Here is a 26,005-nt window from a genome sequence, read left to right as displayed (position 1 = left end):
CTAAATTTTTTGGAGTAAAATACAGAAGACCCAGCGTTTTAATCGTGTTTTAACCCAACTACACAGGCAGTCTTCTTAACGAGTGTTTTGGTAGTCTTATGCTATACAGTTACAAGTGCTCCTCCGCCCGCTGGCTCAACGCAATTATCTGTTTTTTACTGATATCGTCTGCATTTTGCCAATCTACCCAGAAAACATTCAGCCATCTTACAGTCGATGAAGGGCTGTCGCACAGTAGTGTTTATACGATTACGCAGGACAACCGGGGATTTATGTGGTTTGGCACCCGCGACGGGTTAAACCGCTATGACTCCCGCAATGTAGTGGTTTATCAGAACCAGTCCACGCGTAAAAATAGTCTGGCCTCCAATACCATCAACAGTCTACTGGTCGATAAACAAGGACGCTTATGGGTGGGCACGGCAAAAGGGCTGGCCCTTTACCGACCCGAACAGGATGATTTTCAACGCATGCTGACAGGTGGCCCGGCCAACCACGGCCTCCCTGATTCAACCATTAACTGGCTGCTGGAAGATCATCAGCAAGCGCTTTGGATCGGTACACAAGGTGGATTATACCGACTCAATCGCCAACAGCAATTCGAGCCTTTGGCCAAATTGCTTCAGCATCCCAAAAAATTGCACAATCGATCCGTCCGCACGCTGTATGAAGATTCGGACCGGACCCTATGGGTCGGTACAACGAATGGGCTACTGAAACTTCGGCCAACTGCTTCCGGAAAATTCCAGCTTACCAGCTATTTTCTGGAACCAACCGATTCGGTCTATACGAATGCCCTCAATACCATCAATACCATTGCCGAAGACCGGGCCGGTCGCCTATGGATTGGCACTGAAGGAAACGGTATCGCCTTATTTGATAAGCAACGTGGACGTGTGACGTCCTGGAATCCAGTTGCTGGTTTAGACCTCAATACGCTAACCGTTCGAACCATACAGCCCGATGGTCGGTCAAATTTCTGGATTGGAACCATGTCGGGCTTGTACATTGTCGCACAGGATGGCAGTCATTTTCAAACGCTTAGTAATCAACCAACTGATCCGAATTCGTTAGGCGACAATTCCGTACGATCTATCTTTCGAGATCGTGATGGTTCCTTCTGGGTTGGCACCTACTACGGTGGGGTCGATATGTATAGCCCGTTGGCCCGACAGTTTGGCTCCTACCACCTGCTCGATAAACATGGCCGGACACCCTTTAAAATTGCCGGACCAATCGTACCGGCCTATACGCCAAACCAACTTTGGGTCGGCACGGAGGATCGCGGGCTTCTATTGATCAATTCCGATAAAACGATCCTCCGTCATTACACCCACGACGCAAGAAATACCCGCTCTCTGTCGAACGACAAAATCAAATGCCTGCTCGCAGATGGACCAAATGGCCTTTGGATCGGCACGATTAAAGGCTTGAATTACCTTGATTTTCAGCGACGGACCATCACCCGGTACCTGCACGATCCGCACAATCCCCACTCGTTGCCCAACGACCGGATTTACGACCTCAAACGTGACGCTCAGGGGGCCATATGGGTCGTTACGAACCTGGGTGGTATTTGCCGATTCGTGTCCAAAACGCAGTCGTTCGAGCGGATAGGTGCTACCCTGCCAAACATGTTAAATAATGGAACAACCCTCTTGTTCGATAGTCAGGGGCAAATGTGGTTCAGTAATGCAGGTGGCCTATTGCGAAAACGGGCGGGCGAGCATAGAGTCGTTCGTTTCTTTCATGCCGATAATGATCCGGGCTCGCTTAGCAACAACCATGTGATGTGTTTGCTCGAAGATCGCAAACATCGACTCTGGATCGGTACTCGCGACGGAGGATTGAACCTGCTTTTACCCAATAAAAACGCTTTTCATCATTTTACAACGGCCCAGGGATTACCCAGCAATACGATTTTCAGCATTCAGGAAGATCAGAAAGGCAGTTTGTGGGTCAGTACGGATAAGGGACTGGCGCAACTGGCAGCCGGCCAATCGACCTTTACGGCTTATAATGTACACGATGGGTTGGTTTGCCGAGAGTTCACCTCCAATTCAGCCTATCAGGACGCAACGGGTCACCTGTACTTTGGCGGGTATAATGGTATCGTTTACTTTCATCCCGATAGCATCCAGCGGAATACCACGGTCCACCCGCTGGCATTTACCGGCTTGCGCCTGTTCAATGAACCCGTTACCAGCCTTTCGTCCGACCAGTCGGGTATCGACTATCAGCAGGGCATTACGCTTACCCATCGACAGAATGTTTTCTCGCTCGACTTTGCCAGCTTTAATTACATCAATGCTGCAAAAAATCGGTACGCCTACAGACTCATCGGGTTCGATCAGTCCTGGAACTATGTAAGTGAACCGAGGGCGATGTACATGAACCTGCCTGCGGGCGAGTACCTGCTACAGGCCAAAGGCGCCAACAACGATAGCGTCTGGAACAAGCATCCGTTAGAATTGAAAATTACGGTATTACCACCCCTCTGGAAAACGCCCTGGGCCTATGCCCTCTATGCGCTGACCTTTCTGGGGCTTTTACAACTTTGGTCACGATTCAACCGAAACCGGCTGCAACTGGCGCATGAACTGGAAGAGGAACATAGGGAGAAGGCCCGTCAGCAGGAATTACACCAGATTAAACTGAACTTCTTCACGGAGATTGCGCATGAAATCCGTACGCCACTTACGCTGGTAATGGCACCCATTGAGGTATTGAACGAACGATACGCCACCGATCCGTTCATTCGAAAACAGCTTTCCATTATGCGGGGTAGCACCGACCGATTGCTGCGGCTACTGAATCAGCTACTTGATTTCCGTAAACACGAAACCGGTAATATCCAACTGCAATGGCGGCAAACCGACCTGGTCGCTTTCCTGAGTAATAGTACCGATTCGTTCCGCGAACATGCCCGTGCGCACCAGCTCACCCTCACCAACGAATCGGATGTTTCGACACTACCGGCCTGGTTCGATGCCGGAGAGTTGGAGAAAGTAGTGCATAATCTTCTTTTCAATGCGGTTAAATTCACCCCGGCTGGGGGCACCGTTTCGGTTCGTTTACGGCGAGATTTTCCGTCCGCACGAGCCAGTGAACAAGCCGTTATAACCATAGAAGATACCGGTGCGGGTATTCCGGCGGGTAATCTGGATTATATTTTCAACCAGTTTTATCAGGTTGGCCATGCCCCTACCCGAGATTCTGGATTCGGTCTCGGCTTGGCGCTTAGCAAACACATTATTGAACAGCATAGAGGACAGATTACCGTTGAAAGTCAGGAAGCAGAATCCGGGAAACCGGGCTTTACCCGATTCATAATCCGTCTTCCACTCACACCTCGTGAATCAGTCATACAAACGCTGGCCAAGTCGGACAATAATCAACTACCTGCATCGTCCCCACTTGCTTCGCCTTTACCGACCGAGTCTACAAGCCTGCTCCTGAATACGGTCGAGGTATCGGAAGCTGGACAACCCCTGATTCTGGTGGTAGACGATCAGGAAGATATTCGGGCGTACATCCGCGATTTATTTTCGGTAACCTGTCAGGTGATGGAGGCTGCCGATGGTGCCGAAGCGCTGGAAATGGCCACTCAACTACTTCCCGACCTGGTTATTGCCGATGTAGCCATGCCGATTATGGACGGTTTCTCGCTCACGCACCGCATCAAAACCGATGTACGCACCAGCCACATTCCGGTCATTTTGTTAACTGCCAAAAATGCGGTCGACAATCAACTAACGGGTTTACAAACAGGTGCCGATGATTACGTAACGAAACCCTTCCACCCGATTCTGCTCCAGACGCGGGTTCGTAACCTGCTCCTGCTGCGGGAACAGTTACGCGCTAAGTACCACCAGATTGTCACCCTCCAGCCCCAGGTGCAGGAACTGGATCACCCCGACGAGAAATTCCTGAATCAGTTGATGACTACTCTGGAAACGCACCTGAACGATGCCGAATTTAACGTGACGCGATTAGTGATCGAAATGGGGATGAGCCGTCCAGTGCTATTCCGCAAAGTGAAGATGCTCACGGGCCTCTCCGTCATCGACCTGATCCGAACCACGCGTCTGAAAAAAGCTGAATTATTGCTCAAACAGCGAAAAGCATCCGTTGCCGAAATTGCATTTGCCGTTGGTTTCAGCGACCCCAAATATTTCAGCCGAGCCTTCCGGGCGCAGTTTGGCGTAACCCCAACCGAATATAGCCATCAGACTGCCGAAAAAGTGGAAGAAGCCGAAGTTGTCTAGTACAGTGTAATGTAAGTTTTCTGTCATTCCGACGAAGGAGGAATCTTTAGATAGTATAGTTTTTCTCCCTTACCCGAAGATTCCTCCTTCGTCGGAATGACAGAAAATAATTAAAGACTTAAATTACAGTGTATTAGTTGTTGGAAAACATTTGTCAATCCAATACCAACTCGTTCAAAACAACGGCTTCTTTTCATTCAGCTTTTTGGACCGAAGCAATGCCTCCAGAAAATAATAGTCGGCATAGACCAGCGGCACATCAATTTCGCTGGTTTTTGAGCCGGTACTATGCGCCAGCAAAAAGCCGTGATTTTGTCCCATTGGTGATCGATAGTTCTTTGCGAGACTGGCGATCACCTGGTCTGCTTTGGCGCGATACGACGCTTTGGGCACATACGTACTTAGTTCATACAAGGCTGAAGCCATGATAGTAGCCGCCGATACATCGCGGGGTTCAGACGGAATACCCGGTGCATCGAAATCATAATAAGGCACCAGGTCGGCAGGCATATGCGGGTGGCTGAGCATGTAGCGGGCAATGGCTTCGGCCTGTTTCAAAAATTGCGGATCTTTCGTTTCGCGGTAGCACATCGTGTAGCCGTATAACCCCCAAGCCTGCCCCCTCGACCAGGCCGATTCGTCGCTATAGCCCTGGTGCGTATTTTTCCTGATCACCTTCCCGGTTAGGGTGTCATAATCAACCACATGGTACGAACTGTTGTCGGGCCGATAATGGTTTTTGATCGTTGTTTTGGCGTGGGTTACGGCGATTTTATAAAAGGTAGAATCGCCCGTAAGGCGTGTGGCAGCAAACAGCAGTTCCAGATTCATCATGTTGTCGATAATGACCGGACATTGCCAGACATCCTTATGGTGATCCCAGGAACGGATGATTCCGGCCGTTGGTTTGAACCGCTTTATGAGCGTCCGGGCACCCTGAATAATAACAGTTTTGTCGTTTGTCTCGCCGGTCAGTCGGTAACCATTGCCATAGCTGCAATACAGCTTAAAACCCATATCGTGCGTTCCAGCGTTCATTTTTTCACTTTCCAGATTGGCCGTGTACCGCCGGGCCAATTCAGCCCATTCGCGCTGACCAGTGTATTCATAAAGATACCAGAGTTCACCCGGAAAGAAACCACTCGTCCAGTCGCGGGCAGGTACAAGTTGCAAGGCACCGGCTTTGTCCAGCGTCCGTGGCGATACCAGAGCTGGTTTCTTATTGGCCGATTCCTGAGTTGTTTTAGCAACCTCCGCCAGCATCAGCCGGGTCTGCTGTTCCGCATCCCGGAAAAGTGATTTGATCAGCGTATCCGGCACAAAGCCCGGTAGCAGAAGTGTCGTAAAAAGTAGAGCAAGAAATAGTCTAGTTGTTTTCATAAGGTTTCGGTTAACCAGATAATCGGATTACGGATGGGCAGATTACGAATCACTTCGTCCACTTGCGGGTTATGGTCCAGCTTTTTCCAGGTCCCAAGCCAGGTTTTTTGATCGAATGCAACCGCGCCAAATACCAGAAACGGCTGTGCTACCGGCCAGTCGTTCCAGTACATCACATCGGGCTTCAACGGCCAGTTCGACTTATCCTCAATAAACGGATATAGGTACGCAATACCTTTCCGGATTCCCCGTCCATCGGTTGTTTGATAAGCATAAAGGTTATCCGTAGATGTCGATAAAATCTGGCAGATGGTGGTCATGGCATCCAGGTTGAAAATCGAATAGCCATACGGTTTGGTCCGGCGAAGCTCCAGCGGGAAACTCCCATCGGCTGCCATCTGATCGGGAAGCAGCACAGTTTTGTACCGATTCCGACAGACGGTCATCAGCGAATCATTCCGGGTCAACCGGGCAAAAGCCGCCACCTGCATCACCCAGCAGGTGCCATGATTATTTTTGGCGTTCATTTCGTCTTTCCCATACGGATGCGTGGTCAACCAGGTCAGGTAGTCCGCAAACCAGCGCCGGATGGCCGCAACGGTTATCTTATCCGCACTTTTGGCCTTTTCCAGTACCCGAACGCCCTGCGCCACTTCCATCAGGTGAATGGTGTCGATAATGCCAATCCCGCGCCCTGTGAATCGCCCTTTAATTGCCTGCGCATACAATAAGGATGGATTCATCCGCGTAGCCGGATCCACAAACCAGGCCGTCAAATGCCGAAATGCCTGCCGAACATAGGTTTCATCGTTTGTAATGACATAGGCCGATGCCAGTACCCCGACAATCCGACTGAACCGAATCATTGCCTGCCGATGAGCCACAAAATTATCGGGGTTGGTCATGCCGTCGCGCTGGATGTAAGGCCCCTGTGGGTTGGCTGTATCGGGCCACCAGTAATCCCCCTCTGAAAAGAAGTCATGCTTTCCACCCGCACTTCGGGCCGACGTTTGCGCGGTTACAGTTATCGGTTGTTGCTGCATGGCCCACCGAACTTCTGCCAGTACAACAGGTTTCAGCGTAGTCAGTACCAGCGCTCGTTCTGGCGACTGAGCGTAAACGGGTGCCATCAGGCACGACCAACTAAGTAGAGCAAAAAGCCGGATCAGCGTATTCATAGCTTCTTTATAAACAATCTGATAAACCAATACAACTACAGCATCAGCGACAGCATATAAATAAGGAGACTGATGAGTAACATCAGTGACCCAGCCTCGGCTATTGTTATGGTAAACTTGTCTTTTTTCACCCGCCTTTACATCGCATCATTTTCCTGTTGCAAGTTTAGCATCACCCACTGGTTTGCGAATTACGCTGAATGTTCAAAAAAGAGGACAAATCGTTCGGTAGGGTTAAAAAGCGTTCAAAGAGGTGGACAGACCGTTCGATTTAGATTATTCCCATATTTTTTATTCACATGCCGTCTAATATTGCCCCATCAAGCAATTTTTAAGCATCCTTTTATTGCTATGCGTAAACCTTTATCTTCCAAATTTCTGCATTTGGTAATGTATGGGTGGCTGCCTCTCCTGCTGCTGTATGGAGACGTTTGGGGGCAGGCAACTCAAAGCTACCGATTCAATGGCCGCATTCTCGACGAAAAAGGAACCGGTCTGCCCGGTGCCACCGTCGTGCTGAAAGGCGATGCCAAGTCGGGAACCACTTCCGATGCCGACGGCAAATTCACGATCAATCTGCCGACTGGCGGAGGGACATTGGTGGTATCGGCCATCGGTTATCTGGGACAGGAAGTCGCCGTCACCAGCCAGACCACGCTCGATATTACGATGGCCCCCGACATCAAAACCCTGAACGAAGTGGTGGTCGTCGGCTATGGCACGCAGAAGAAAGAGAACCTGACGGGGGCCGTTGCCGCCATTACCATCGACGACAAAATTTCGAGCCGGGCGGTTGCCAACGTATCGTCGGGGCTATCGGGCTTAGTACCGGGGCTATCAGTTCAGCAGTCGACGGGGCAGGCGGGGCGTAGTGGGGCCGCGCTGATCATTCGGGGATTGGGTACCGTCAATAATTCCGGTCCGCTGATCGTGGTCGATGGGATGCCCGATGTCGACATCAACCGGATCGACATGAACGACGTGGCCAGCATTTCGGTCCTGAAAGATGCCGCTTCAGCGTCGGTTTATGGGTCACGGGCATCGAACGGGGTAGTGCTGATCACAACTAAAAACGGGTCGCAGAACAAGAAAGCACAGATCAACTACACGGGTACGTATGGTCTCTCACAGCCAACCAATTTCTACAATTACTTTGCCGACTACCCCCGTTCGCTGACCATGCACCTGCGGGCATCGGGAGCCGGTGCGTCCTCGACCACCTATCGCTACGGAACCGTTGAAGAATGGCTCTCGAAAGGGCTGGTCGACCCCATCAAATACCCTAATACCGACTGGTGGAAAACCATTCTGCGCGATCACGGCCGGATTCAGACACACAACATTTCGGCATCGGGCGGCAACGACAAGATGAACTTTTACCTGTCGGCTGGGCTCTACGACGAACTGGGTGTCCTGATCAACCACGACTACAAACGGTTTAATACCCGTTTCAATCTGGACTACAAAATTCGCGACAACGTCAAGGTGGGTATCCGAACCGATGGTCAGTGGTCGAATCAGAAGTATGCCAACTCAGAAGGATTCATTACCTATACCGGCACGGCAGGTTATGATATTCGCTACGCCGTTGCGGGGATTCTGCCCTACAACTCAGCCACTGGCCAGTATGGAGGTATTATGGCGTACGGCGAAGATGCCTTTGCCCGCAACATGCTTTCCCAATTCGAGGTCAACCACAACTTCCGCGACCGGCAGGAGTTCAACGGGAACCTCTATGGCGAATGGACGCCCATTTCAGGTCTGACCGTCCGGGGCGATTATGGCCTTCGTTATTACAACCAGTTCACCAAAAGCTACTCCGATCCTACCGACGAGTGGAACTTCCAGACGGGCCAGTTGGCACGAACCCTGGTAGCCGCCAGCGCGGGCATTAGCAATGCCGTTAACTCAGGCTATAAAACGCTGCTTCAGGGCCGGATCACCTACAACAAAACTCTGTTTGGCAACCATCAATTGAGCCTTTTAGGCGCTTATACCGAAGAATACTGGTTCAATCGAAACCTATCGGCCAGCCGCCAGGACCGAATCAACCCACTCCTGAGCGAAATCGATGCCGCCTTAACGACAACCCAATCGGCGGGGGGGAACTCCGATGCCGAAGGGCTCCGGTCGGGCATTGGCCGTATCAATTACGTAATCAACGACAAGTACCTGTTCGAAGTCAATGCCCGCTATGACGGTTCCAGTAAGTTTCTGCCCGGATTCCAGTACGGTTTCTTTCCATCGGCATCGGCAGGCTGGCGTTTCTCCGACGAGTCGTTCTTCAAACGGTTCTCGTCGGTGGTATCGTCGGGTAAACTGCGGGCATCAATCGGTAAGTTGGGAAATAACTCAGGCGTAGGCCGATACGAGCAACGGGATATCTTTAACCTGACCAACTACATCTTCAACGGTAAGATTGTCAAAGGCTTCAGTTCGGCAAAGATCATCAACGAAGATTTCTCCTGGGAAGAAACCAACGTGACCAACGTCGGTCTGGATCTGGGCTTCTTCGGTGGCCGGTTAACCAGCGAACTCGACCTGTACCAGAAGTTGACCACGGGTATGATCCGGCCGTCGTCCTTGTCGACCTTCCTGTCGGGTTATAATGCACCACGGGTAAACATCGGTAAACTCCAGAACCGTGGGGTTGAACTAAACGTGACCTATCGCTCCAAAATCCGGGATGCCAACGTAGGGGCTACCCTGAACTTTGCCTACAACCGGAACCGATTGCTGGAGTGGAACGAGTTTCTGAGTAAGGGCTATACCTACCTGAACCTACCCTATCACTTCGCCTACAGCCGGGTATCGACGGGGATTGCCCAAAGTTGGGAAGACATCGCCAATGCGCCCTTCCAGGGGCAGTACTTCGCACCCGGCGATATTCTTTACAAGGACCTGAACGGCGACGGACAGATCACCGACGAGGACCGACAGGCGCAACCTCAATTTAACCGCGATCAACCCGTATCGACCTATGGGCTGAACCTGTTCGGCAACTGGCGCGGCTTCGATGTCAGCATTCTGTGGCAGGCGGCTACGGGACGGAAAGACTTCTGGCTGGAACCGTTCAATCAGGTCAACGTTCCCTCGGCCCGGAACGCCTTTCAGGATTACCACTGGTACAACTCCTGGAGCCTGGATAATCGGGGCGCTACCCTTCCCCGGCTCCTCACCGGATCGGGCGGAAACAACCAGGCGGAGTCGACATTCTGGCTGGACGACTTCAGCTACCTGCGACTGAAAAATATTCAGGCGGGTTACAATGTCCCCAGCAAATATGCCAGCCGCATTGGCATGAGCCGGATTCGGGTCTACGTCACGGCCGAGAACCTGCTAACCTTCACCCGATATCGGGGCGTCGATCCAGAAAAAAGTACCAGCGTGACCGATGCCGATAATAACGATGACCCGTTCCCACTGCTGAAATCGTATTCGTTCGGCCTAAACCTCAGCTTTTAGTTTTCACGCATGAAACGACTGACTTCTTTATCTCTTCTGCTGGGTCTTGCCTTCCTGATAACGGCCTGTACCGAGGACTTGCTTGAGCAGGTCCCCACCACCCAGCTTTCGTCGGATTTATTCTGGAAAACGACCGACGATGCCATTTTCGCTGTTAATGGTGTGTACGAAGCCAACCGGACTACCTTCGACCGGGACTATTATTTCGATGGAGCCGGGGAGTTTGTTCACACGCGGGGCACCAGCAACAACCAGGGCTCGTTTAGCCCTGGTGCGATTGGCTCAAGCGGCAATTTTGGCTTTTTGTGGAGCGACTGCTACCGGGCCATCAACCGGGCCAATTACGTGCTGGGCAACATCAATACCTTACGGGCCAATCTGAAATCGCAGTCCGATCTGGCGCTGATGAACCGCCTTGTTGGTGAAGTACGGTTTATCCGGGCTCTGAATTATTTTCGACTCATCGACCTGTGGGGCGATGTACCATTCTTCAACAAGAAACTGGACGGGAATACCGAAGCCTATTCGCTCACCCGCACGCCAAGGGCAGTTGTGAAAGATTCGGTTCTGGCCGATCTGAGTTTTGCAGCCAACGTATTACCCGAAAGCTACACGGGTGACAATCTGGGTCGGGCGACCAAACTGGCAGCCTGGGCCTTCAGTGGCAAAGTCAATCTGTTCTGGGCCTGTTGGATGAAAACCGCAGGTAACAGTGCCGATGCCCAAAAACATTACACAGCTGCTGCCGCTGACTTCAAGAAAATCATCGACAAGAACATCCCGCTCTTCCGGGGTGGCGATCCGGGTCCGATCGATAATCCAAACTACTGGCACCTGTTTCAGTATTTCAACGAGTATGATCCCGAAATCATCTTCTCGGTACAGTTTGGCGGGCCTCTGTTGAGCCAGGGCGAGGAACTGATGCGCGACTTTGGCACCCGCAACACGGGTAATGCCCAATGCTGGGTTGCGCCCACCTACCGACTAGCCAACCGCTATCAGCTCATCAGCACCGGCGATTTTGCCCCACCACTTATCCTCTCGAAAAATACCACACAAACCAATAGTGCGACTAATCCAAAATCGTACGTTGGGCGGGACTACCGCATGCGGGCCACCATGCTGTGGGATGAACAGAAAATGCTCCGACTCTCGACCGATGGGCTGACGGTGCAGGATAGCATTCCCTTCCGCTTCGGTAGCCGCGATGGGGTCACCTACATCAACTACGATGGAGCTCCGGCCGGGTATATCTTCCGCAAGTGGGTACGGCAGACGGGGGGCATTGGACGCAGCGACGGTCCGCAGGACATTTATATGATGCGCCTGCCCGACGTTTGGCTGATGTATGCCGAAGCCGTCAACGAAGTCAACGGAGGGCCAACGGCAGAACTGTTTACGCTGCTCGACCGCATCCGTCGGCGGGGCAACTTACCCGCGCTGAATCAGGCCAAGTTTGCCACGAAAGCTGATTTCTTTAAAGCCATCGAACAGGAGCGCATCGTTGAACTGGTTGGCGAAGGCCACCGCTTCTTCGATATCCGTCGCTGGCGCAAAGCCGAAGAAATCTGGCCCGCCCCCAACGGACAGGTTCTTTATGATTCGCAGGGCACCCGTATCCGCGACGAGTTTGTGAACGCCCCCGACCGGAACTACCAGCGGTATTACATTTTCCAGATTCCAACCGGCGAAATCGAAGTCAACTCGAAAATCACCCAGAATGAGCCGTGGCTTTAATCCATTGTAAGCCAATAACCTTATCATTATGAAACCAACATTTGTCTATAAATTCTTTGGTATTCTGGCCTTGGTCGGGCTGCTCTCCTGCGGCAAAGAACCCATCGACGAATCGGGTTTACTGATCACGGGCCGTAACCAGTGTTTCATGACCTTTTTTGACCTGCTCGGCTCCGATCACCGGACGGTACTAGTCAGTGGTCAGACCGTTATCGACACCACCGCACTGACTGTTACGGCAGTGGCCCGGTTTGGTACCAACATGCAGCGGGTGAAGCCCTATTGCAGTGTTGTTACCGATGCGATTGTTGAGCCAACGATGGGCATATGGACCGATTACACCCAGCCGCAAAAGTATACAGTGGTGTCGGGCAATCGGCAGGTTCGGAAAACCTACACCGTGACGGTCACCCTCCAGAAATAACCCATACCCTTCTTACAGACTATGAAAAAGATAACATACTCCGTTTTAGCGGTTTTGGGAATCTGGATTAGTATGGCAGGCTGCCAGACTAAAGACGTAACGCCGGATTCGCTTCGCAATGACCTCCTCAAGAAAACCACCGGCCCAGCCGTTGTTGGTGACCGAATAGAATTTGCGTATGCGCTGGGTACCACCGAAGGCGACCTCCAGAATGTGAAGGCCGAAGCGACCATCGCGGGAGCTAAGGGAACGGGTTTCAGTGGGTATTCCTGGTATACTAACCGCAATACAGGGGTCGATCAACCCGTTCAAACGGCTACAGACACTGTAACAAACGGAACCGTCTCAAGTGCCAAAATCATTGATGTAGCAACGAACAAGGCCGTTACACTTCGCTACTATTACTATCCGGGCGAAGAAGCCAAAGGGAAAGATGTGTCGTTTCGGTTTAGTGGTACCTCCTCGAATGGCAAGGAAGTCAGCTATCAGTCGCCAACGTACCGGATCAGTCGGATGGATATGAAACGATCACTGACTCTGGTCGATGGTGCGAAAGCCTACGTTTCCGTAGCCGACATGGCCGTATACACTAAAGCTGAAGTAGAGCAGAACAATCTGGCGAATAAAATCGACTTCGTATACATCTACCGGGCCACGCTTGGTACAGGCAACTATGGATTTGGCCACGCGATTGTAGCGCCCTCCAATGCTGATTACCTGAAAGACGTAACCCTACCAACCGGCCTGGCCAAAACCCGTACGGCCATCGATAAACGCGTGGATGTAAAAGACGCCCAACTCCGGGGCACTACCGGCTTCGACGTGTACATCGATGATCTGGATTTGCAACAAACGACTTTCCCCAACGCAGCCGATTATGCCTATGGCTTTGCTGCCGACCAGGGTGCATTCGTCAAAACGGCCGACGGCGCTTACGCGGCCTATGTATATGTCAACTCAGTCAACAATGGCAGTAAATCCATGACCATCAGCATCAAACGCTTAAAATTAAATTAATTGTAGGTTTAGAACGGGCAACTTCCTGAGGGTGAAATCTTTCAGGAAGTTCTGATTTTTTAGCGTTTTTACACTTCCGAGACTTTTTGTCATTTCGACCGTAGGGAGAAATCTCAAAGTTCCTAAATAGTAGGATTGAGATTTCTCCCTACGGTCGAAATGACAAAAAGTCTCTATAGAGCCTAGTAGTATTATCAATACCTTCGTTATGAACTGTTCCTCTTTTTTTCTCGGTTTCACCCTCTTTATCCTGGTATGGGTTCGTACGTTAGCCCAATCTACACCAGCCCCTACTACCTTCCTGAATGCCCGACTCTTAAAGGCAAATAAAGAGGCCATTCAAAAAGGAGATCAAGCCCTAAAAGCGACACAGACCCAACTCCTTAAGCTAGCCGATCAGGTACTAGCCGAGAAAGCGCATTCGGTCGTTGAAAAAAGCAAAACACCACCTAGTGGCAACAAGCACGATTATATGAGCGTGGGCCCTTACTGGTGGCCCGACCCAACCAAGCCCAATGGGCTGCCTTATATTCGAAAAGATGGGCAGATCAATCCCGAACGATTTGCTATTCAGGATGCAGAATACCTGAAAGACCTGTGTCGCAATGTGGAGATTTTGGCCGCTGCCTATTACTTCTCTGGAAATGAAACCTATGCCAGCCGGGCTGCGGAGTTGCTGCGTATCTGGTTTCTGAACCCCGATACCCGGATGAATCCGAACCTAAACTACGGGCAGGCCATTCCGGGTATTACCGAGGGGCGGGGCATTGGCTTGATCGATACGAGGGCTCTGGCTAAACTCGTCGATTCCGTTCAACTACTGAAAGACTCAAAAGCCTGGTCATCAGCCGATCATGCTGCTTTACAAAACTGGTTTCGGCAATTTCTGGGCTGGATGTTGCATAGCCCGATTGGCAAAGACGAAGAAGACGAGCATAACAACCACGGCACCTATTACGACGTTCAGGCCATTGCATTCGCCCTGTTTCTGGATGATAAAAAGCTGGCTAGAGAAATCATCGAACAGAAAACAATGAAGCGCATCCAGAGCCAGTTGAAAGATGATGGTAGTCAGCCGCATGAGCTGGCTCGTACACTTTCCTGGGGTTATTCAGTCATGAATCTGAAAGGCTTTTTTATTCTGGCCCAACTAGCCGATACAGTCCCAATCGACCTGTGGCACTACGAAACGTCTGATCACAAGAGTATCAAAAAAGCCTTCCTCTGGATGCTCCCCTATGCCGAAGGGAATAAAGCCTGGACACACCCGCAAATTAAAACGCTGCATCCCGAAGAATTCCGGCCCCTCATGGTCGTAGCCTCGTCGGTATATTCGCCCAGCGAGCTACCTCCCTTACCCAGTCAGGTAAACAAGCCCGACGACTGCCTTTTTGTGTTGACGCATTCTCTGTTTTAAAATCGGTTCGCTATGCCCATCAAATTTCTCATCGCGCTGCTCATCACGTTAGCAGGCAGTGCCTATGCGCAAAATCAGAACCTGTTGAGTGGAAACTACTCAGCCGATGGCCTCAAAAAAGTCCTGATTCCACAGGCTCAGTGGGCACCCTTCCCGAAACGGGATGACCGGGCAGGCTGGGCCAAAGCCGATCAGGCAATGCTAAACGCGTATGTCAAAAAAGCCGAATCGTACCTGACCTATCAGTGGCCGAGCATTCCCGCTACCAAATCCCTGCTGATCGAACGAACGGGCAACCGAACCGACTACGAAGCCATTAGTTTCAAAAAACGGGAAGTGCTGGGCACGCTGCTCCTGGCCGAAATCGCTGAAAATAAGGGACGCTTCATTGACCCGATTGTCGATGGCGTCTGGTCCATTTGTGAAGAATCGTTCTGGGGTGCGTCGGCTCATTTGCCCAAAGGAAAGGCGTATCTGGGTCTAGTCGATGTATCGCAGCCGTTTGTCGATCTGTTTGCGGCCGAAACCGCTACCTATCTGGCCTGGGTCGATTATTACCTGGGCGATAAACTCGATGCCGTTTCACCACAGATCCGCAAACGCATCTATACCGAAACCAATTACCGGGTTTTCCAGCCCCTGATGACCAAACCCCACGGCTGGATGACCAAAACCTCGGCTGGTCGGCCACCCAACAACTGGAACCCCTGGATTTGCTCCAACTGGCTCAATGCAGTTTTGTTACTCGAAAAAGACGATGACAAACGGGCCGCATCGGTGGCGAAACTCCTGCATGTGCTGGATGAATTTCTGAATCCATATCCACAGGACGGCGGTTGCGATGAAGGGCCAAGCTATTGGGGTGCCGCAGCCGCTTCCCTTTTCGACAACATCGCGATGCTCAATACAGCCAGCAATAACGCCTTTCAGTACGTGTATGCCGACGAGAAGTTTCGGAATATGGGGCGGTTTATCTACCGCGCCCAAATCAGTGAAAAATACTTCCTGAATTTTGCCGACGCCGACCCTCAACCGGGCATGGCTGCTACCATGATTTACCGCTATGGGAAAGCCATCAACGATCCTGACATGATGCGCTTTGGTGCCTATTATCGCCAGCCCGAAGACGGCAATATCGGCCGTTTCCACTTCTTCCGCAACTTCTACGCGCTGTTCATGCAGGATGAGTTTCAGAAAGCCAACCAGGGTTTACCGCTCCCTAACGATGTCTGGTTGCCCGATCTTCAGGTGTTTGCGGCCCGCGATCAGGCTGGCACCACCAACGGATTTTATGTAGCGGCCAAAGGGGGTCATAACGACGAAAGCCACAACCATAACGACATCGGCAACTATGTAGTTTATTACGATGGCCAGCCGCTGCTCATCGATGTAGGCCGGGGCACATACACGGCGAAAACATTCAGTAGCAAGCGATACGACATCTGGTATAACTGCTCCGACTACCACAACCTGCCTACCATTAACGGGCAGAATCAACCACCTGGTATGTCGTTTAAGGCTACCAATGTGTCGTACAAAACAGATAAGATTGGAACGCAATTTGGCGTCGATATTTCGAAGGCCTATCCGAACGAAGCGGGGGTTAATCGCTGGCAGCGGAGCATCCGTCTAAACCGGGGCAAAAGTGTACAGATAGACGATGCGTTCAGCCTTCAACAGGCTACCCAACTCACTCAACACCTGATGACCTGCTACCCGGCCGAACCCGGAAAACCCGGCGAACTCATCATTCACTATGCTCCCAAACAAGGTACCTCACGCGACTTCGTGGTGAAATACAACCCAAAGCAGTTGCGGCCATCGGTCGAAAAAGTGAAGCTGGATGCTCCCGAAGACCAGGGCATTATTACGAAATGGGGCGACACCATTTACCGAATTAATTTTACCGCTCTCACGCCCAAACCGTCGGACAAGCTCAGTTTTGTAATTGCCCCCCAGTAACAAATCCTACACCCCAGCCCTTAAAGAGGCTTTACTACTGTCAAGTCAAAGCGCCTGTAGGGGTTGGGGTGTAGGATTTACAATCCGGCAAGATGTCAATGAGGGCACGAAGGTGGTATATTCCCAGCAACAAGTACCTTCTACGCATTCATAGCGGCCAGGGCATCGGCGGGTGATTTTCGGGCTAACTCATATACCTGAGCCGTGAGCCCGACGTGAATTTCATACTCGTTGTTTTCAAGGGCATGGAGCAGATCAGCAGCTACCACCGATGGCGCGATACCATTGGTAGCTCCGCCAATTTCCTGCGAAAAGTCGGTATCGACCAGCGGGGGCATCAATTCAAAAACTTTGGTGGTTGAACTCCGTTCCAGCGTAATCCGTAACGACTGGGTATACGAGTGCAAAGCGGCCTTACTCGCTCCATAAGTTGCCATCCGATGACTGGGGGCAAGCGCCACAATTGACGTTACATTGACAATAGCGGCTTCTTCCTGCCTATTCAATAGATCGACTAGTTTTTCCGTCAGCCGAATAACCGACAGGTAATTGGTCAGCATCTCATCGCCCGCTTTTTCAAACGCATTGGCTTGAGCTGCCTGTTGATAATAGAACGCTTTACCCGCATTGTTAATCAGGATATTCAACTTCGGAAAGTCGGCGTAAAGCTGGTTAACCAGACGGTTCACATCGGCCTCATTCGTCACGTCACTCACAATCGCCGTAACGTTCTGGAGTTGAGCAGCCGCTTTTTTCAAACGGTTTTCATCCCGACCGGTGATAATTACATGGTTGCCTTTCTGATCGAACAGTTTAGCGATTTCAAAGCCGATACCGGCGCTTCCTCCCGTAATCAGGACAGTATTCTGAGTCGTTTTCATGTCAATTTTTCTTCGTTATCAATTTCAATTAAAATACCGATCGGTATATTTTAGTTCAAAAAATTTTAACTTTTTAATTGATCTACGAGCAGCTCTACGGTTTTTAGGACTTTCGCCAGGCTGGACGGATTATTCGTTGCCTTGGCAATCATAATACCTCCTTCGATCAAAGCAATCATCGACAGGGCCGTTTGTTCGGTTGCTATATCTGGCTTAAACTCCCCCGCGTCAATACCGCCCCGAATCAGATCAACCAGACGTTTTTTCCAGGCTTCAATAGCCTTGGCAGCTTTATCTTTCAGCAGATTATTTGTATCGTCGGCATCGATGGCAGTATTCAAAATAGGGCATCCTCCTTCAGGGAAGGGCATTCCAGAGTACTTATGGTAGATTTGGGCATAGACCAATAGTTTCTGATAAAACGTCGTTTCCTGAGCCAGCCGCTGCTGAATCACCTGATTGATTTTAGACAGGTTATAATCAAAACAGGCCAGTGCAACATCTTCTTTACTCCCAAAGTTACCGTAAATACTGCCCTTCGTCAGGCCGGTCGCTTCGGTCAGATCCGACAGCGATGTTCCCGCATATCCTTTTGTATTGAAGATACCGGCTGTCGTTTCGATAATAAACTGCCGGGTTCGTTCCGCTTTTGACAATTCATTTTTCATAGTACAAATATACCAATTGGTATTTATATTCTCTACATTTGTGCAAACTTTATGCGTCAGCCACAAAGACGTTCTTATTCAGGGCCGATACCGACCTGGCTGACAACTATAACTACTATGTTACACCGAGTTGTTATTACCGGATTAGGTGCATTGACTCCCGTAGGCAACGACATTCCTGGTCTCTGGCAGAATGTTCTTGCTGGTCGCAGTGGAGCCGCACCGATCACCCATTTCGACGCTTCGTTATTCCGAACGCAATTTGCAGCTGAACTGAAACAATACAATGCCTCCGATTATTTAAGCCATGCCGACAGCAAACGAACTGACCGATTTACCCAATACGCCTTGATTGCTGCTGATCAGGCCATAAACGATTCCGGCTTTGAGCTATCTCAGCTAGACCCATTCGATGTAGGTGTTATTTGGGGAAATGGCCAGGGGGGTATGGATGTATTTGAAGAGCAGGTAACGGAATACGTCAAGGGCAACGGCCAGCCTCGCTTCAGCCCGTTTTTTGTACCGAAACTCATTGCTAATATGGCATCGGGCATGATCTCGATCCGCAATGGCTTTATGGGCATCAATTACACCACTGTTTCGGCCTGCGCCACCTCCAATACCGCCATTATGGATGCCTTCAACTACATCCGGCTGGGCAAAGCGAAAATCATCGTCACCGGCGGATCAGAAGCACCCATCACCCCGGCCTCGTTCGGAGGGTTCAGCGCCATAAAAGCCATGTCGACGCGTAACGACAACCCCGCTACAGCGTCTCGTCCGTTCGATGTGGAACGCGACGGCTTTGTGATGGGTGAAGGGGCAGGCGCTTTGGTACTGGAAGAGTACGAACATGCCGTCAGGCGGGGAGCTACAATATATGGTGAAATCACCGGAGCAGCCATGACGGCCGATGCCTATCACATGACGGCTACTCACCCCGAAGGACTGGGTGCCGCTAAAGCGATGCAACTAGCTCTAGCCGAAGCGGGTTTAACTATTCAGGATGTGGATTATCTGAATCCGCACGCGACGTCTACGCCCGTTGGTGATTTGTCCGAAATCAAAGCGATTCTCCGACTGGCCGGGACGCCCCCACCCACCTTACACATCAGTGCGACCAAATCAATCACGGGCCATTTGATGGGGGCTGCGGGGGCTATTGAAGCGATTATTTGCCTGTTGTCGATGCGCGACAATGTTATTCCACCGACCATTAATACGACGGAATTAGACCCGGCTATTCCTAAGGATGTATCCATTGTGCTGGGTGAAGCCAGATCCGCCCGTGTCAATACGACCTTAAGCAACGCCTTTGGCTTTGGTGGGCATAACGCAACGGTCATATTCCAGAAAGTGTGAGCAAGAAAATAAAATATAGTGCGGGCGGGTTTAAGAAGCCGCCCGCACATAGCACAGGACTACACCATACCCTAGCCCTATACCGTTAAATCGGTTATCAATAACCCTGCTTTTATTTCTACTCCACAGTTAAAGCAGCAGGCCATACGATAATACGCTCGTAACGTCAACAGATTGCCATGTTTATAGTAACTTTGTGCCCTTTTTCCACAAAAAATGGCATCTATTTCCTGCGGCATTGATTTTGGCACATCGAACACAAGTGTAGCGATTGCCCACAACGGCACGATTAACCTTGTTCCTGTTGAGCAGACACACGTTACGATTCCCAGTGCATTGTTTTTTCAGCGCGTCGATAATCGGCCTTTCTACGGACGAGCGGCTGTCCGAATGTTCTTCGACCGGGAGGACGGTCGTTTCATGCGGAGTTTGAAGCGGGTGCTGGGCACATCCCTTATGAAACAGGGAACCCTGGTGAACGGAGCTTCCATGAATTTCTCCATCATCATCAGCTCATTTCTGCGGCATATAAAGGCCAAAGCGGATGCAGAAGCCGGGCAGGAAATCGAGCATGTCGTTATGGGGCGCCCGGTTCATTTTGTCGATAACGACCCGGATGCGGATACCCGCGCCCAGGCCGAATTACAGACTATAGCGCAGCGAATTGGGTTCAAACACGTTGAATTTCAGTTCGAGCCGATCGCAGCTGCTTTTGCGCATGAAGTTCGGATCAAGGGCGAAAAGCTGGCCATTGTGGCCGACTTAGGGGGTGGTACGTCTGATTTTACGGTTATCAAACTATCAGATCAATATATCCATAAACCAGATCGCTCGTCGGATATTCTGGCGAATACGGGCGTTCGGATCGGCGGTAACGACTTCGATAAAGAGCTTAGTCTAACAGCCATCATGCCCGAAATTGGGTATCGGACTACGTACGGGCCTAAAAATCTGGAAGTACCTCTAAAACCATTCTATGACCTGGCCGAGTGGAGTAAGGTCAACTTTTTGTATACCCCGAAAACCATCATGCAGGTTCGGCAATTACTTCATCAATCGCACGATAAAAAGCGATACCGAAGGCTGTTGCAGGTTCTCGAAGACGAAACCGGCCACTCGCTGCTGGCAACTGCCGAAAGTGCCAAAATTGCCCTATCGGCTCAACCCATTCATACAGCTACCTTCGATTTTATAGAAGAAGACTTTTTCATCCCGATCAAGCGAGAACGTTTTGAAGCGGCTATTCAGGAGGATGTCGACAGAATAGCCGCTTCGGCCCGGCAGTGTCTTCAGGAAGCCGGTGTTCGTAACGACGCCATCGATTTAGTGATCCTGACGGGAGGTTCCACCGAAGTTCATTCCGTACAGGTAGCGTTCAAACAGCTTTTTCCCAATGCCGCTATTGCCGATCAGAACAAACTCTCCAGCGTCGGGCTGGGCTTAGCCTACGATAGCCAGTATAAGTTTGGGCACAATCAATAAACCGGCTCGTCTACAATTGTATCACGGACGAGCTGTGAGCAACGATCTGTCACTGTTTCAAAATTCGTTTGGAGAATGTACGGCCATCTAGCTGAATCTGGAGAATATAGGTGCCGGTCGGAAAAGTACTGAGCTGGAGTGTCGACGTATCATTTTTAAACTCCTGCTGCATCAGGGATTGCCCATTCATATCCGTTATTCCTACAGATGCCTTGCCTTTCAAAACAGGATACCGAATACGAGCCGTAACAGCGGTAGTTGCAGGCACCGGAAATACGTCGACAAATCCATCCAGCGATGCCTCGTCAATAGCCAGCAACGGCATTACCGTTACGACAGCGGCAGTTGATGAAACACTTCCCTTACACCCGTTACTGACCGATACCAGTCGATAGGCTGACGTTTTTAAAGGCTTCACGCTGATTGTGTAAGGGCTTGTAGCCGCTTGTACCGTTTGAACAGCCCCTACCCCTGTAGCGGTACTATCTCGTTAAGAAAACTCCCAGGGACTATCGGCGGTGAGTGTTACAGACAATGAAGCCGACTGCCCTTCCAGAACGGTTTGACTTCCGACCAGCGTAGCCGTTGGTGCCGCAAGCACATTGACAGGCAACGTTGCTGTAGGCCCTTCACAACCAAAGAGTGTCTGACTGACCAGAATGGTAAAGGACCCGGCTTTATCCGTATTAACCGTAGGCACAGTGGCCAGTAATGTACCGCTCTGGTCGTACCACTTCAGATTTACACCCGTAGCGGTCAGCGACGGAGGTGTCGTAAACTGACAGACATCTTTCCGGCTGACCGTTGGGGCTGCTGGTAGGGCCTGTATGGTAACGGACAACATCGATCGTGAACTTTCGCAGCCGTCGAGTGTCTGACTGACAAAGTAATTCGTTTGGCCCGCCTGCGTTGTACTAACCGTAGGGGCAACCGATGAGCCTGTACCTACCCCCGAACTCTCATACCACAACAGGTTATAGCCGCTGGCCTGAAGTGTAGGCGCCGATGCATGCTGACATACCATAAGGGGCTGCACAGTTGGGCTGTTGGGCACCCGCTTTAGGGTAATAGGTAACACGTCGCTTTCAGCATAGGGCGAACTACTGACCACCTTAACCCTAAAACTCCCCACCAAAGGCCCGTTTACGGATACAGCCCCTGATATAGCGGTTAAACTCGCTCCCTCCTGAATGGCAATACGGGTTCCACGAGCAAAGTCACCCGTTATGTCCGATAGCCACAACGTGAATGTATTATCCGCGTGCATGGTGCCATAGGTCGTAAAGGGCACTGTAATCACTTCGCCTGAGCAAAAGCTGGTTTTAGGAACATTGCCCAATCGAATAGTCGCCACGTCGACATCCGTCGTAACAATAAATTCGGTTGTATACACAGCATTCGGTCCTGCTTTGAAATACAGGTTCTGCACATCATACAGTGGCATCCATTTGTAGAGAACCTGGGAGCCATAAGTCACTTTGATCAGGAAATTGCAATATCGCATCGTCCAGGGGTAACCGTTCGTTGCAGGCTGAAACGGGTTCGAGAGGAACGTATACGTTCCCGAAGCATTCGTAGTCGCATTCAGGATTGAGACCGAAGACACTGAATCGGAAAACCAGTTAACCGGATGGACTTCGATAGCTGCATTTCTCAAGGGAATCCCCTGTTGATTGATCACGTTTACGCCGATGGTATTCGGAAATGGCCGTATAATCCATTGGTCCCCATTGATTGGTCCGTCAGCCGTTGAGTTTAACAAGTTCGTGGTGTGTTCGTCCCAGATTATGTTGCCATAAGGGTAGTTCATGATCGAACTGACTGGCTCGAAGGTTTGTCTGTTTACCGGATTTTTAGCCCCTTCTACGTGTAAACCGTAGATATCAATAGCACCACGGGCATGGCCAAACTCATGCGTCAGACCATCGGTAGCGGTAGACGCGAACGGGCCATCCCAATCCTTCCACCCCCAGCTATGATAAATCGTCTGGTAACTCCCATACCAGCCTCCTCCAACCGTGGGCTCCGTAAACTTACCATCGACAACAACGCAGTACTGAAAGCGAGGATGGCTACGGAAAACTTCATTTTGCGCAGCCCCATCAAACACATACACCGAATCGACACGAAAATTATAGATTCCATTAAAGTTGGGTGAGCTATTGAAATTGGCGTTAATGGTCGTTAGTTGAGCCTTCACAATAGCATCAATCGAGTTGCCATACGCTTTTTGATAATAGTCGGCCGTTTGTTTTTCAACAGCAACAACCACACTAAATGCCCAGGTTGGCTTTGCGTAGACATAACTGATTGAACAGGCCGCCAACAGGCACATTAGCATGCCGATCAGGCGAAAACGAGTGTGGATTGATACGTACATAAAAAATACTTGCTATAACGTAACCGTGGAAAATGGCTCTACATGCTGATAAATCCGGCCGAAAATTACGGTCAAACCGGGCAACTGCCTGCGTCTCAGCATCCGGGTGACAGACTATACCCGAATCGGCGGTTCAAAGATGGAAGAGGCTGTCGTATGACTTACTGATACCGATCAAACAATGAACTGATTATCATCAGAGTACAGCCAGAAATCTACCCAACAAGTCCATCTAAACCTCCTTGGCAATGTCATCTGCCTGGAATCTTAAAATTCGCCGATGGGCATGAGTAGGTTAGGGCCATCGACGATTTTTCTTCCAAAGAACAACCTCATGACCAGCCTGAACTCTCCCCTATTCCGTTCTTTTTTTGCCGCCAGCCTTTCCATCGCTATACTGTTTGTAAACCCTGTTCATGCCCGCATCATCCGTATCGAGATCACAACCCGCCAAACGCCAACGTTCGACGGGAAAGTGTTTAGGAGCGTGGGGGGCTATGAAAAACTTCGGGGAAAAGCCTACGGCGAACTTGACCCAAACAGTCCACAAAATGCACTGATTACTGACCTCAAGCTGGCTCCTCGCAATGCCAGAGGGATGGTCGAGTATGCAATGGATATTTATATTCTGAAACCGATTGACCTGTCAAAAGGAGCGCACAAGTTATTTCTGGAAGTAAACAACCGAGGAGGGAAGTTATTCGGCGGATTCAACAAGAGTAGTGGCGGTAATGACCCAACAACAGCCACCGATGCCGGCGAAGGCTTCCTGATGAATCGAGGCTACACGCTGGTCTGGAATGGCTGGGACCCATCAGCCGCCCCCACAAATAACAACCTAACCTTGACCGTACCCATTGCGAAACAGGCAGATGGCTCCCCAATCACGGGCCCATCCTACGAATACATTGTGTACGACAATGCGATCAGTACAGGTTATACCCTGGCGTATCCAACGGCTACACGCGCTAAAAATCAGGCTACGCTTACCGTTCGTCAGCATTTGTCAGATCCGCCAACAGTAGTTCCGGCTGAGGGCTGGGAATTTGTGGACGACCGAACCATTCGGCTCTTACCAGCCGGAACCCCATTCAGACAGAGTGCCATTTATGAGTTCAGCTATACCGCCCGCGACCCTATCGTTGCTGGTATTGGCTTTGCCGCTACCCGCGATTTTGTCTCGTTTCTACGCTACGCCACTACCGACGATGCCGGAAATCCCAATCCACTCGTCAACGACGTACAGTTTACCTACTCGTTCGCTATTTCACAACCCGCCCGCTATCTGAATGACTTTCAAACGCTGGGGTTTAACGCCGATGAACAAGGGCGACGGGTTCTGGATGGTATCGAAAACTGGCTGGGTGGCGGCAGTGGCATTGGCTTGAATGTTCGCTTTGCGCAACCCTCCCGAACCGAACGAAACCGGCAGAACCATCTGTATCCTGAAGCCCCGTTCCCATTTGCCTACCCCGTACTCACTGACCCATTGACAGGTAAAACTGCTGGTCGGCTGGGAGCCTGTACAACCAGCCATACGTGCCCCAAAGTCGTTGAGGTCAACTCGGCCAACGAATACTGGGTGAAAGCCGCATCACTACTGCATACTGACCCGAAAGGTAATGACTTACCCGACCCCGATAATGTTCGATTCTTTCTGGTATCGGGCGCGCAACATGGCGCCGGGAACGGGTCTTCGCGGGGGATATGCCAGCAATTTCAGAATCCGACCAATGCCGAACCACTGCTTCGGGCCCTATTCGTGGCCCTCGACAACTGGGTTACGAAAGGGATTGCTCCTCCTCCAAGTGCTGTACCACGCCAATCGGCCGGAACGGCGGTAGTAGCCGTTCCTCAACCCGGCTCCCAAACGGGGCTGATTCCGCAAGCTACCCTAGGCTGGCCAACCATACCCGGCGTTACCTATACTGGCCTGATAACCACCCGCTATCAACTCGATTTTGGCCGGGCAACCGAACCGGGTATTCTCGCTATCAATCCTCCGACACTAGACGGGCGACCTATTTACACCAATTTTGTGTCGAAAGTTGATGCCGATGGAAACGAGATCGCTGGCATACGGTTACCACCCGTTGCGGTTCCAATTGCGACCACAACAGGCTGGGCACTCCGCCGGGCCGAGTATGGCGAAAATGAAGGCTGTGAAGGTGCCGGGCAACAGATTCCATTCAAAGCCACGAAAGCCGAACGACTAGCTGCCAACGATCCTCGGTTATCGCTGGAAGAACGATACCATTCTCATGAAGGTTACGTGAAGGCCGTTACGGCATCGGTACAAAGCTTACAGCAACAGCGACTGCTTTTACCCGAAGATGCTCAGCAATACATTCACGATGCGGAAGTCAGTGTGGTCCTGAAATAAT

At 50.9% G+C, this 26,005-nt stretch carries 16 protein-coding genes; 10 read left to right on the top strand and 6 right to left on the bottom strand.

The annotated features are described in order from the left end of the window. Positions 1-98: 98 nt before the first annotated feature. Positions 99-4,268, top strand: coding sequence for a hybrid sensor histidine kinase/response regulator transcription factor (locus B5M13_RS06885; protein ID WP_080054979.1), 4,170 nt, complete (start codon positions 99-101; stop codon positions 4,266-4,268). Between the two features lie 174 nt (positions 4,269-4,442). On the opposite strand, the gene B5M13_RS06880 is transcribed toward B5M13_RS06885, so the two are convergent. Together B5M13_RS06880 and B5M13_RS06875 are read right to left on the bottom strand one after the other, a co-directional pair. Then, a complete protein-coding gene (locus B5M13_RS06880; RefSeq protein ID WP_080054978.1) occupies positions 4,443-5,648 on the bottom strand; it encodes a glycoside hydrolase family 88 protein in 1,206 nt (401 codons plus the stop codon). Continuing rightward, positions 5,645-6,826 (bottom strand): alginate lyase family protein, encoded by a 1,182-nt coding sequence (locus tag B5M13_RS06875; RefSeq protein WP_080054977.1) that lies wholly within the window; start codon positions 6,824-6,826, stop codon positions 5,645-5,647. Before B5M13_RS06875 ends, B5M13_RS06880 begins: the two co-directional genes overlap by 4 nt. 351 nt (positions 6,827-7,177) lie before the next feature. Here B5M13_RS06875 and B5M13_RS06870 point away from each other — a divergent pair, with 351 nt between their 5' ends. The 6 genes from B5M13_RS06870 (at position 7,178) to B5M13_RS06845 (ending at position 16,848) form a co-directional block, all read left to right on the top strand. Continuing rightward, on the top strand, positions 7,178-10,291 hold the full coding sequence (locus B5M13_RS06870) for a SusC/RagA family TonB-linked outer membrane protein (protein ID WP_080054976.1): 3,114 nt from the start codon (positions 7,178-7,180) through the stop codon (positions 10,289-10,291). Between the two features lie 9 nt (positions 10,292-10,300). Continuing rightward, positions 10,301-12,028 carry a RagB/SusD family nutrient uptake outer membrane protein gene (locus B5M13_RS06865; protein WP_080054975.1) on the top strand — a complete coding sequence of 576 codons (1,728 nt, stop codon included), beginning with the start codon at positions 10,301-10,303 and terminating at the stop codon, positions 12,026-12,028. A gap of 28 nt (positions 12,029-12,056) precedes the next feature. Further along, the gene (locus B5M13_RS06860) at positions 12,057-12,452 is read left to right on the top strand and encodes a hypothetical protein (RefSeq protein WP_080054974.1); all 396 of its coding nucleotides are present in this window, start codon (positions 12,057-12,059) and stop codon (positions 12,450-12,452) included. Between the two features lie 21 nt (positions 12,453-12,473). Then, complete coding sequence (locus B5M13_RS06855) at positions 12,474-13,469, top strand: DUF4466 family protein (protein WP_080054973.1); 996 nt, start codon at positions 12,474-12,476, stop codon at positions 13,467-13,469. 208 nt (positions 13,470-13,677) lie between these two features. Next, positions 13,678-14,886 (top strand): alginate lyase family protein, encoded by a 1,209-nt coding sequence (locus tag B5M13_RS06850; protein WP_080054972.1) that lies wholly within the window; start codon positions 13,678-13,680, stop codon positions 14,884-14,886. Positions 14,887-14,898: 12 nt separating this feature from the next. Then, a complete protein-coding gene (locus B5M13_RS06845; protein ID WP_080054971.1) occupies positions 14,899-16,848 on the top strand; it encodes a heparinase II/III domain-containing protein in 1,950 nt (649 codons plus the stop codon). Positions 16,849-16,988: 140 nt separating this feature from the next. On the opposite strand, the gene B5M13_RS06840 is transcribed toward B5M13_RS06845, so the two are convergent. After that, entirely contained in the window at positions 16,989-17,729 is a 741-nt protein-coding gene (locus tag B5M13_RS06840) for an SDR family oxidoreductase (RefSeq protein ID WP_080054970.1), read from the bottom strand. 65 nt (positions 17,730-17,794) lie between these two features. Next, entirely contained in the window at positions 17,795-18,397 is a 603-nt protein-coding gene (locus B5M13_RS06835) for a TetR/AcrR family transcriptional regulator (protein ID WP_080054969.1), read from the bottom strand. Positions 18,398-18,514: 117 nt separating this feature from the next. On the opposite strand from B5M13_RS06835, the gene fabF reads away from it, so the two are divergent. Both fabF and B5M13_RS06825 read left to right on the top strand, forming a co-directional pair. Next, a complete protein-coding gene (gene fabF / locus B5M13_RS06830) occupies positions 18,515-19,759 on the top strand; it encodes a beta-ketoacyl-ACP synthase II (protein ID WP_080054968.1) in 1,245 nt (414 codons plus the stop codon). Positions 19,760-19,975: 216 nt separating this feature from the next. Further along, entirely contained in the window at positions 19,976-21,241 is a 1,266-nt protein-coding gene (locus B5M13_RS06825) for an Hsp70 family protein (protein WP_080054967.1), read from the top strand. 49 nt (positions 21,242-21,290) lie between these two features. On the opposite strand, the gene B5M13_RS06820 is transcribed toward B5M13_RS06825, so the two are convergent. Then, on the bottom strand, positions 21,291-21,659 hold the full coding sequence (locus B5M13_RS06820) for a T9SS type A sorting domain-containing protein (protein WP_080054966.1): 369 nt from the start codon (positions 21,657-21,659) through the stop codon (positions 21,291-21,293). A gap of 72 nt (positions 21,660-21,731) precedes the next feature. Then, positions 21,732-23,621, bottom strand: a complete 1,890-nt coding sequence (locus B5M13_RS06815; RefSeq protein ID WP_155297200.1) for a hypothetical protein — start codon at positions 23,619-23,621, stop codon at positions 21,732-21,734. Positions 23,622-23,955: 334 nt separating this feature from the next. Here B5M13_RS06815 and B5M13_RS06810 point away from each other — a divergent pair, with 334 nt between their 5' ends. After that, a complete protein-coding gene (locus B5M13_RS06810) occupies positions 23,956-26,004 on the top strand; it encodes an alpha/beta hydrolase domain-containing protein (protein WP_080054964.1) in 2,049 nt (682 codons plus the stop codon). The last annotated feature ends 1 nt before the right edge of the window (position 26,005 follow it).

This window comes from Spirosoma aerolatum (genome assembly GCF_002056795.1).
Taxonomy (GTDB): domain Bacteria; phylum Bacteroidota; class Bacteroidia; order Cytophagales; family Spirosomataceae; genus Spirosoma; species Spirosoma aerolatum.
Note: the sequence above shows the minus strand (reverse complement) of the source record. Positions and strands in the feature narration are given on the sequence as shown.

Coding starts and splice junctions, on each gene's coding strand:
- B5M13_RS06855 (WP_080054973.1), top strand. CDS start 12,474: ATGAAAAAGATAACATACTCCGTTTTAGCGGTTTTGGGAATCTGGATT.
- B5M13_RS06885 (WP_080054979.1), top strand. CDS start 99: ATGCTATACAGTTACAAGTGCTCCTCCGCCCGCTGGCTCAACGCAATT.
- B5M13_RS06835 (WP_080054969.1), bottom strand. CDS start 18,397: ATGAAAAATGAATTGTCAAAAGCGGAACGAACCCGGCAGTTTATTATC.
- B5M13_RS06865 (WP_080054975.1), top strand. CDS start 10,301: ATGAAACGACTGACTTCTTTATCTCTTCTGCTGGGTCTTGCCTTCCTG.
- B5M13_RS06850 (WP_080054972.1), top strand. CDS start 13,678: ATGAACTGTTCCTCTTTTTTTCTCGGTTTCACCCTCTTTATCCTGGTA.
- B5M13_RS06880 (WP_080054978.1), bottom strand. CDS start 5,648: ATGAAAACAACTAGACTATTTCTTGCTCTACTTTTTACGACACTTCTG.
- B5M13_RS06845 (WP_080054971.1), top strand. CDS start 14,899: ATGCCCATCAAATTTCTCATCGCGCTGCTCATCACGTTAGCAGGCAGT.
- B5M13_RS06840 (WP_080054970.1), bottom strand. CDS start 17,729: ATGAAAACGACTCAGAATACTGTCCTGATTACGGGAGGAAGCGCCGGT.
- fabF (WP_080054968.1), top strand. CDS start 18,515: ATGTTACACCGAGTTGTTATTACCGGATTAGGTGCATTGACTCCCGTA.
- B5M13_RS06825 (WP_080054967.1), top strand. CDS start 19,976: ATGGCATCTATTTCCTGCGGCATTGATTTTGGCACATCGAACACAAGT.
- B5M13_RS06810 (WP_080054964.1), top strand. CDS start 23,956: ATGACCAGCCTGAACTCTCCCCTATTCCGTTCTTTTTTTGCCGCCAGC.
- B5M13_RS06860 (WP_080054974.1), top strand. CDS start 12,057: ATGAAACCAACATTTGTCTATAAATTCTTTGGTATTCTGGCCTTGGTC.
- B5M13_RS06815 (WP_155297200.1), bottom strand. CDS start 23,621: ATGTACGTATCAATCCACACTCGTTTTCGCCTGATCGGCATGCTAATG.
- B5M13_RS06875 (WP_080054977.1), bottom strand. CDS start 6,826: ATGAATACGCTGATCCGGCTTTTTGCTCTACTTAGTTGGTCGTGCCTG.
- B5M13_RS06870 (WP_080054976.1), top strand. CDS start 7,178: ATGCGTAAACCTTTATCTTCCAAATTTCTGCATTTGGTAATGTATGGG.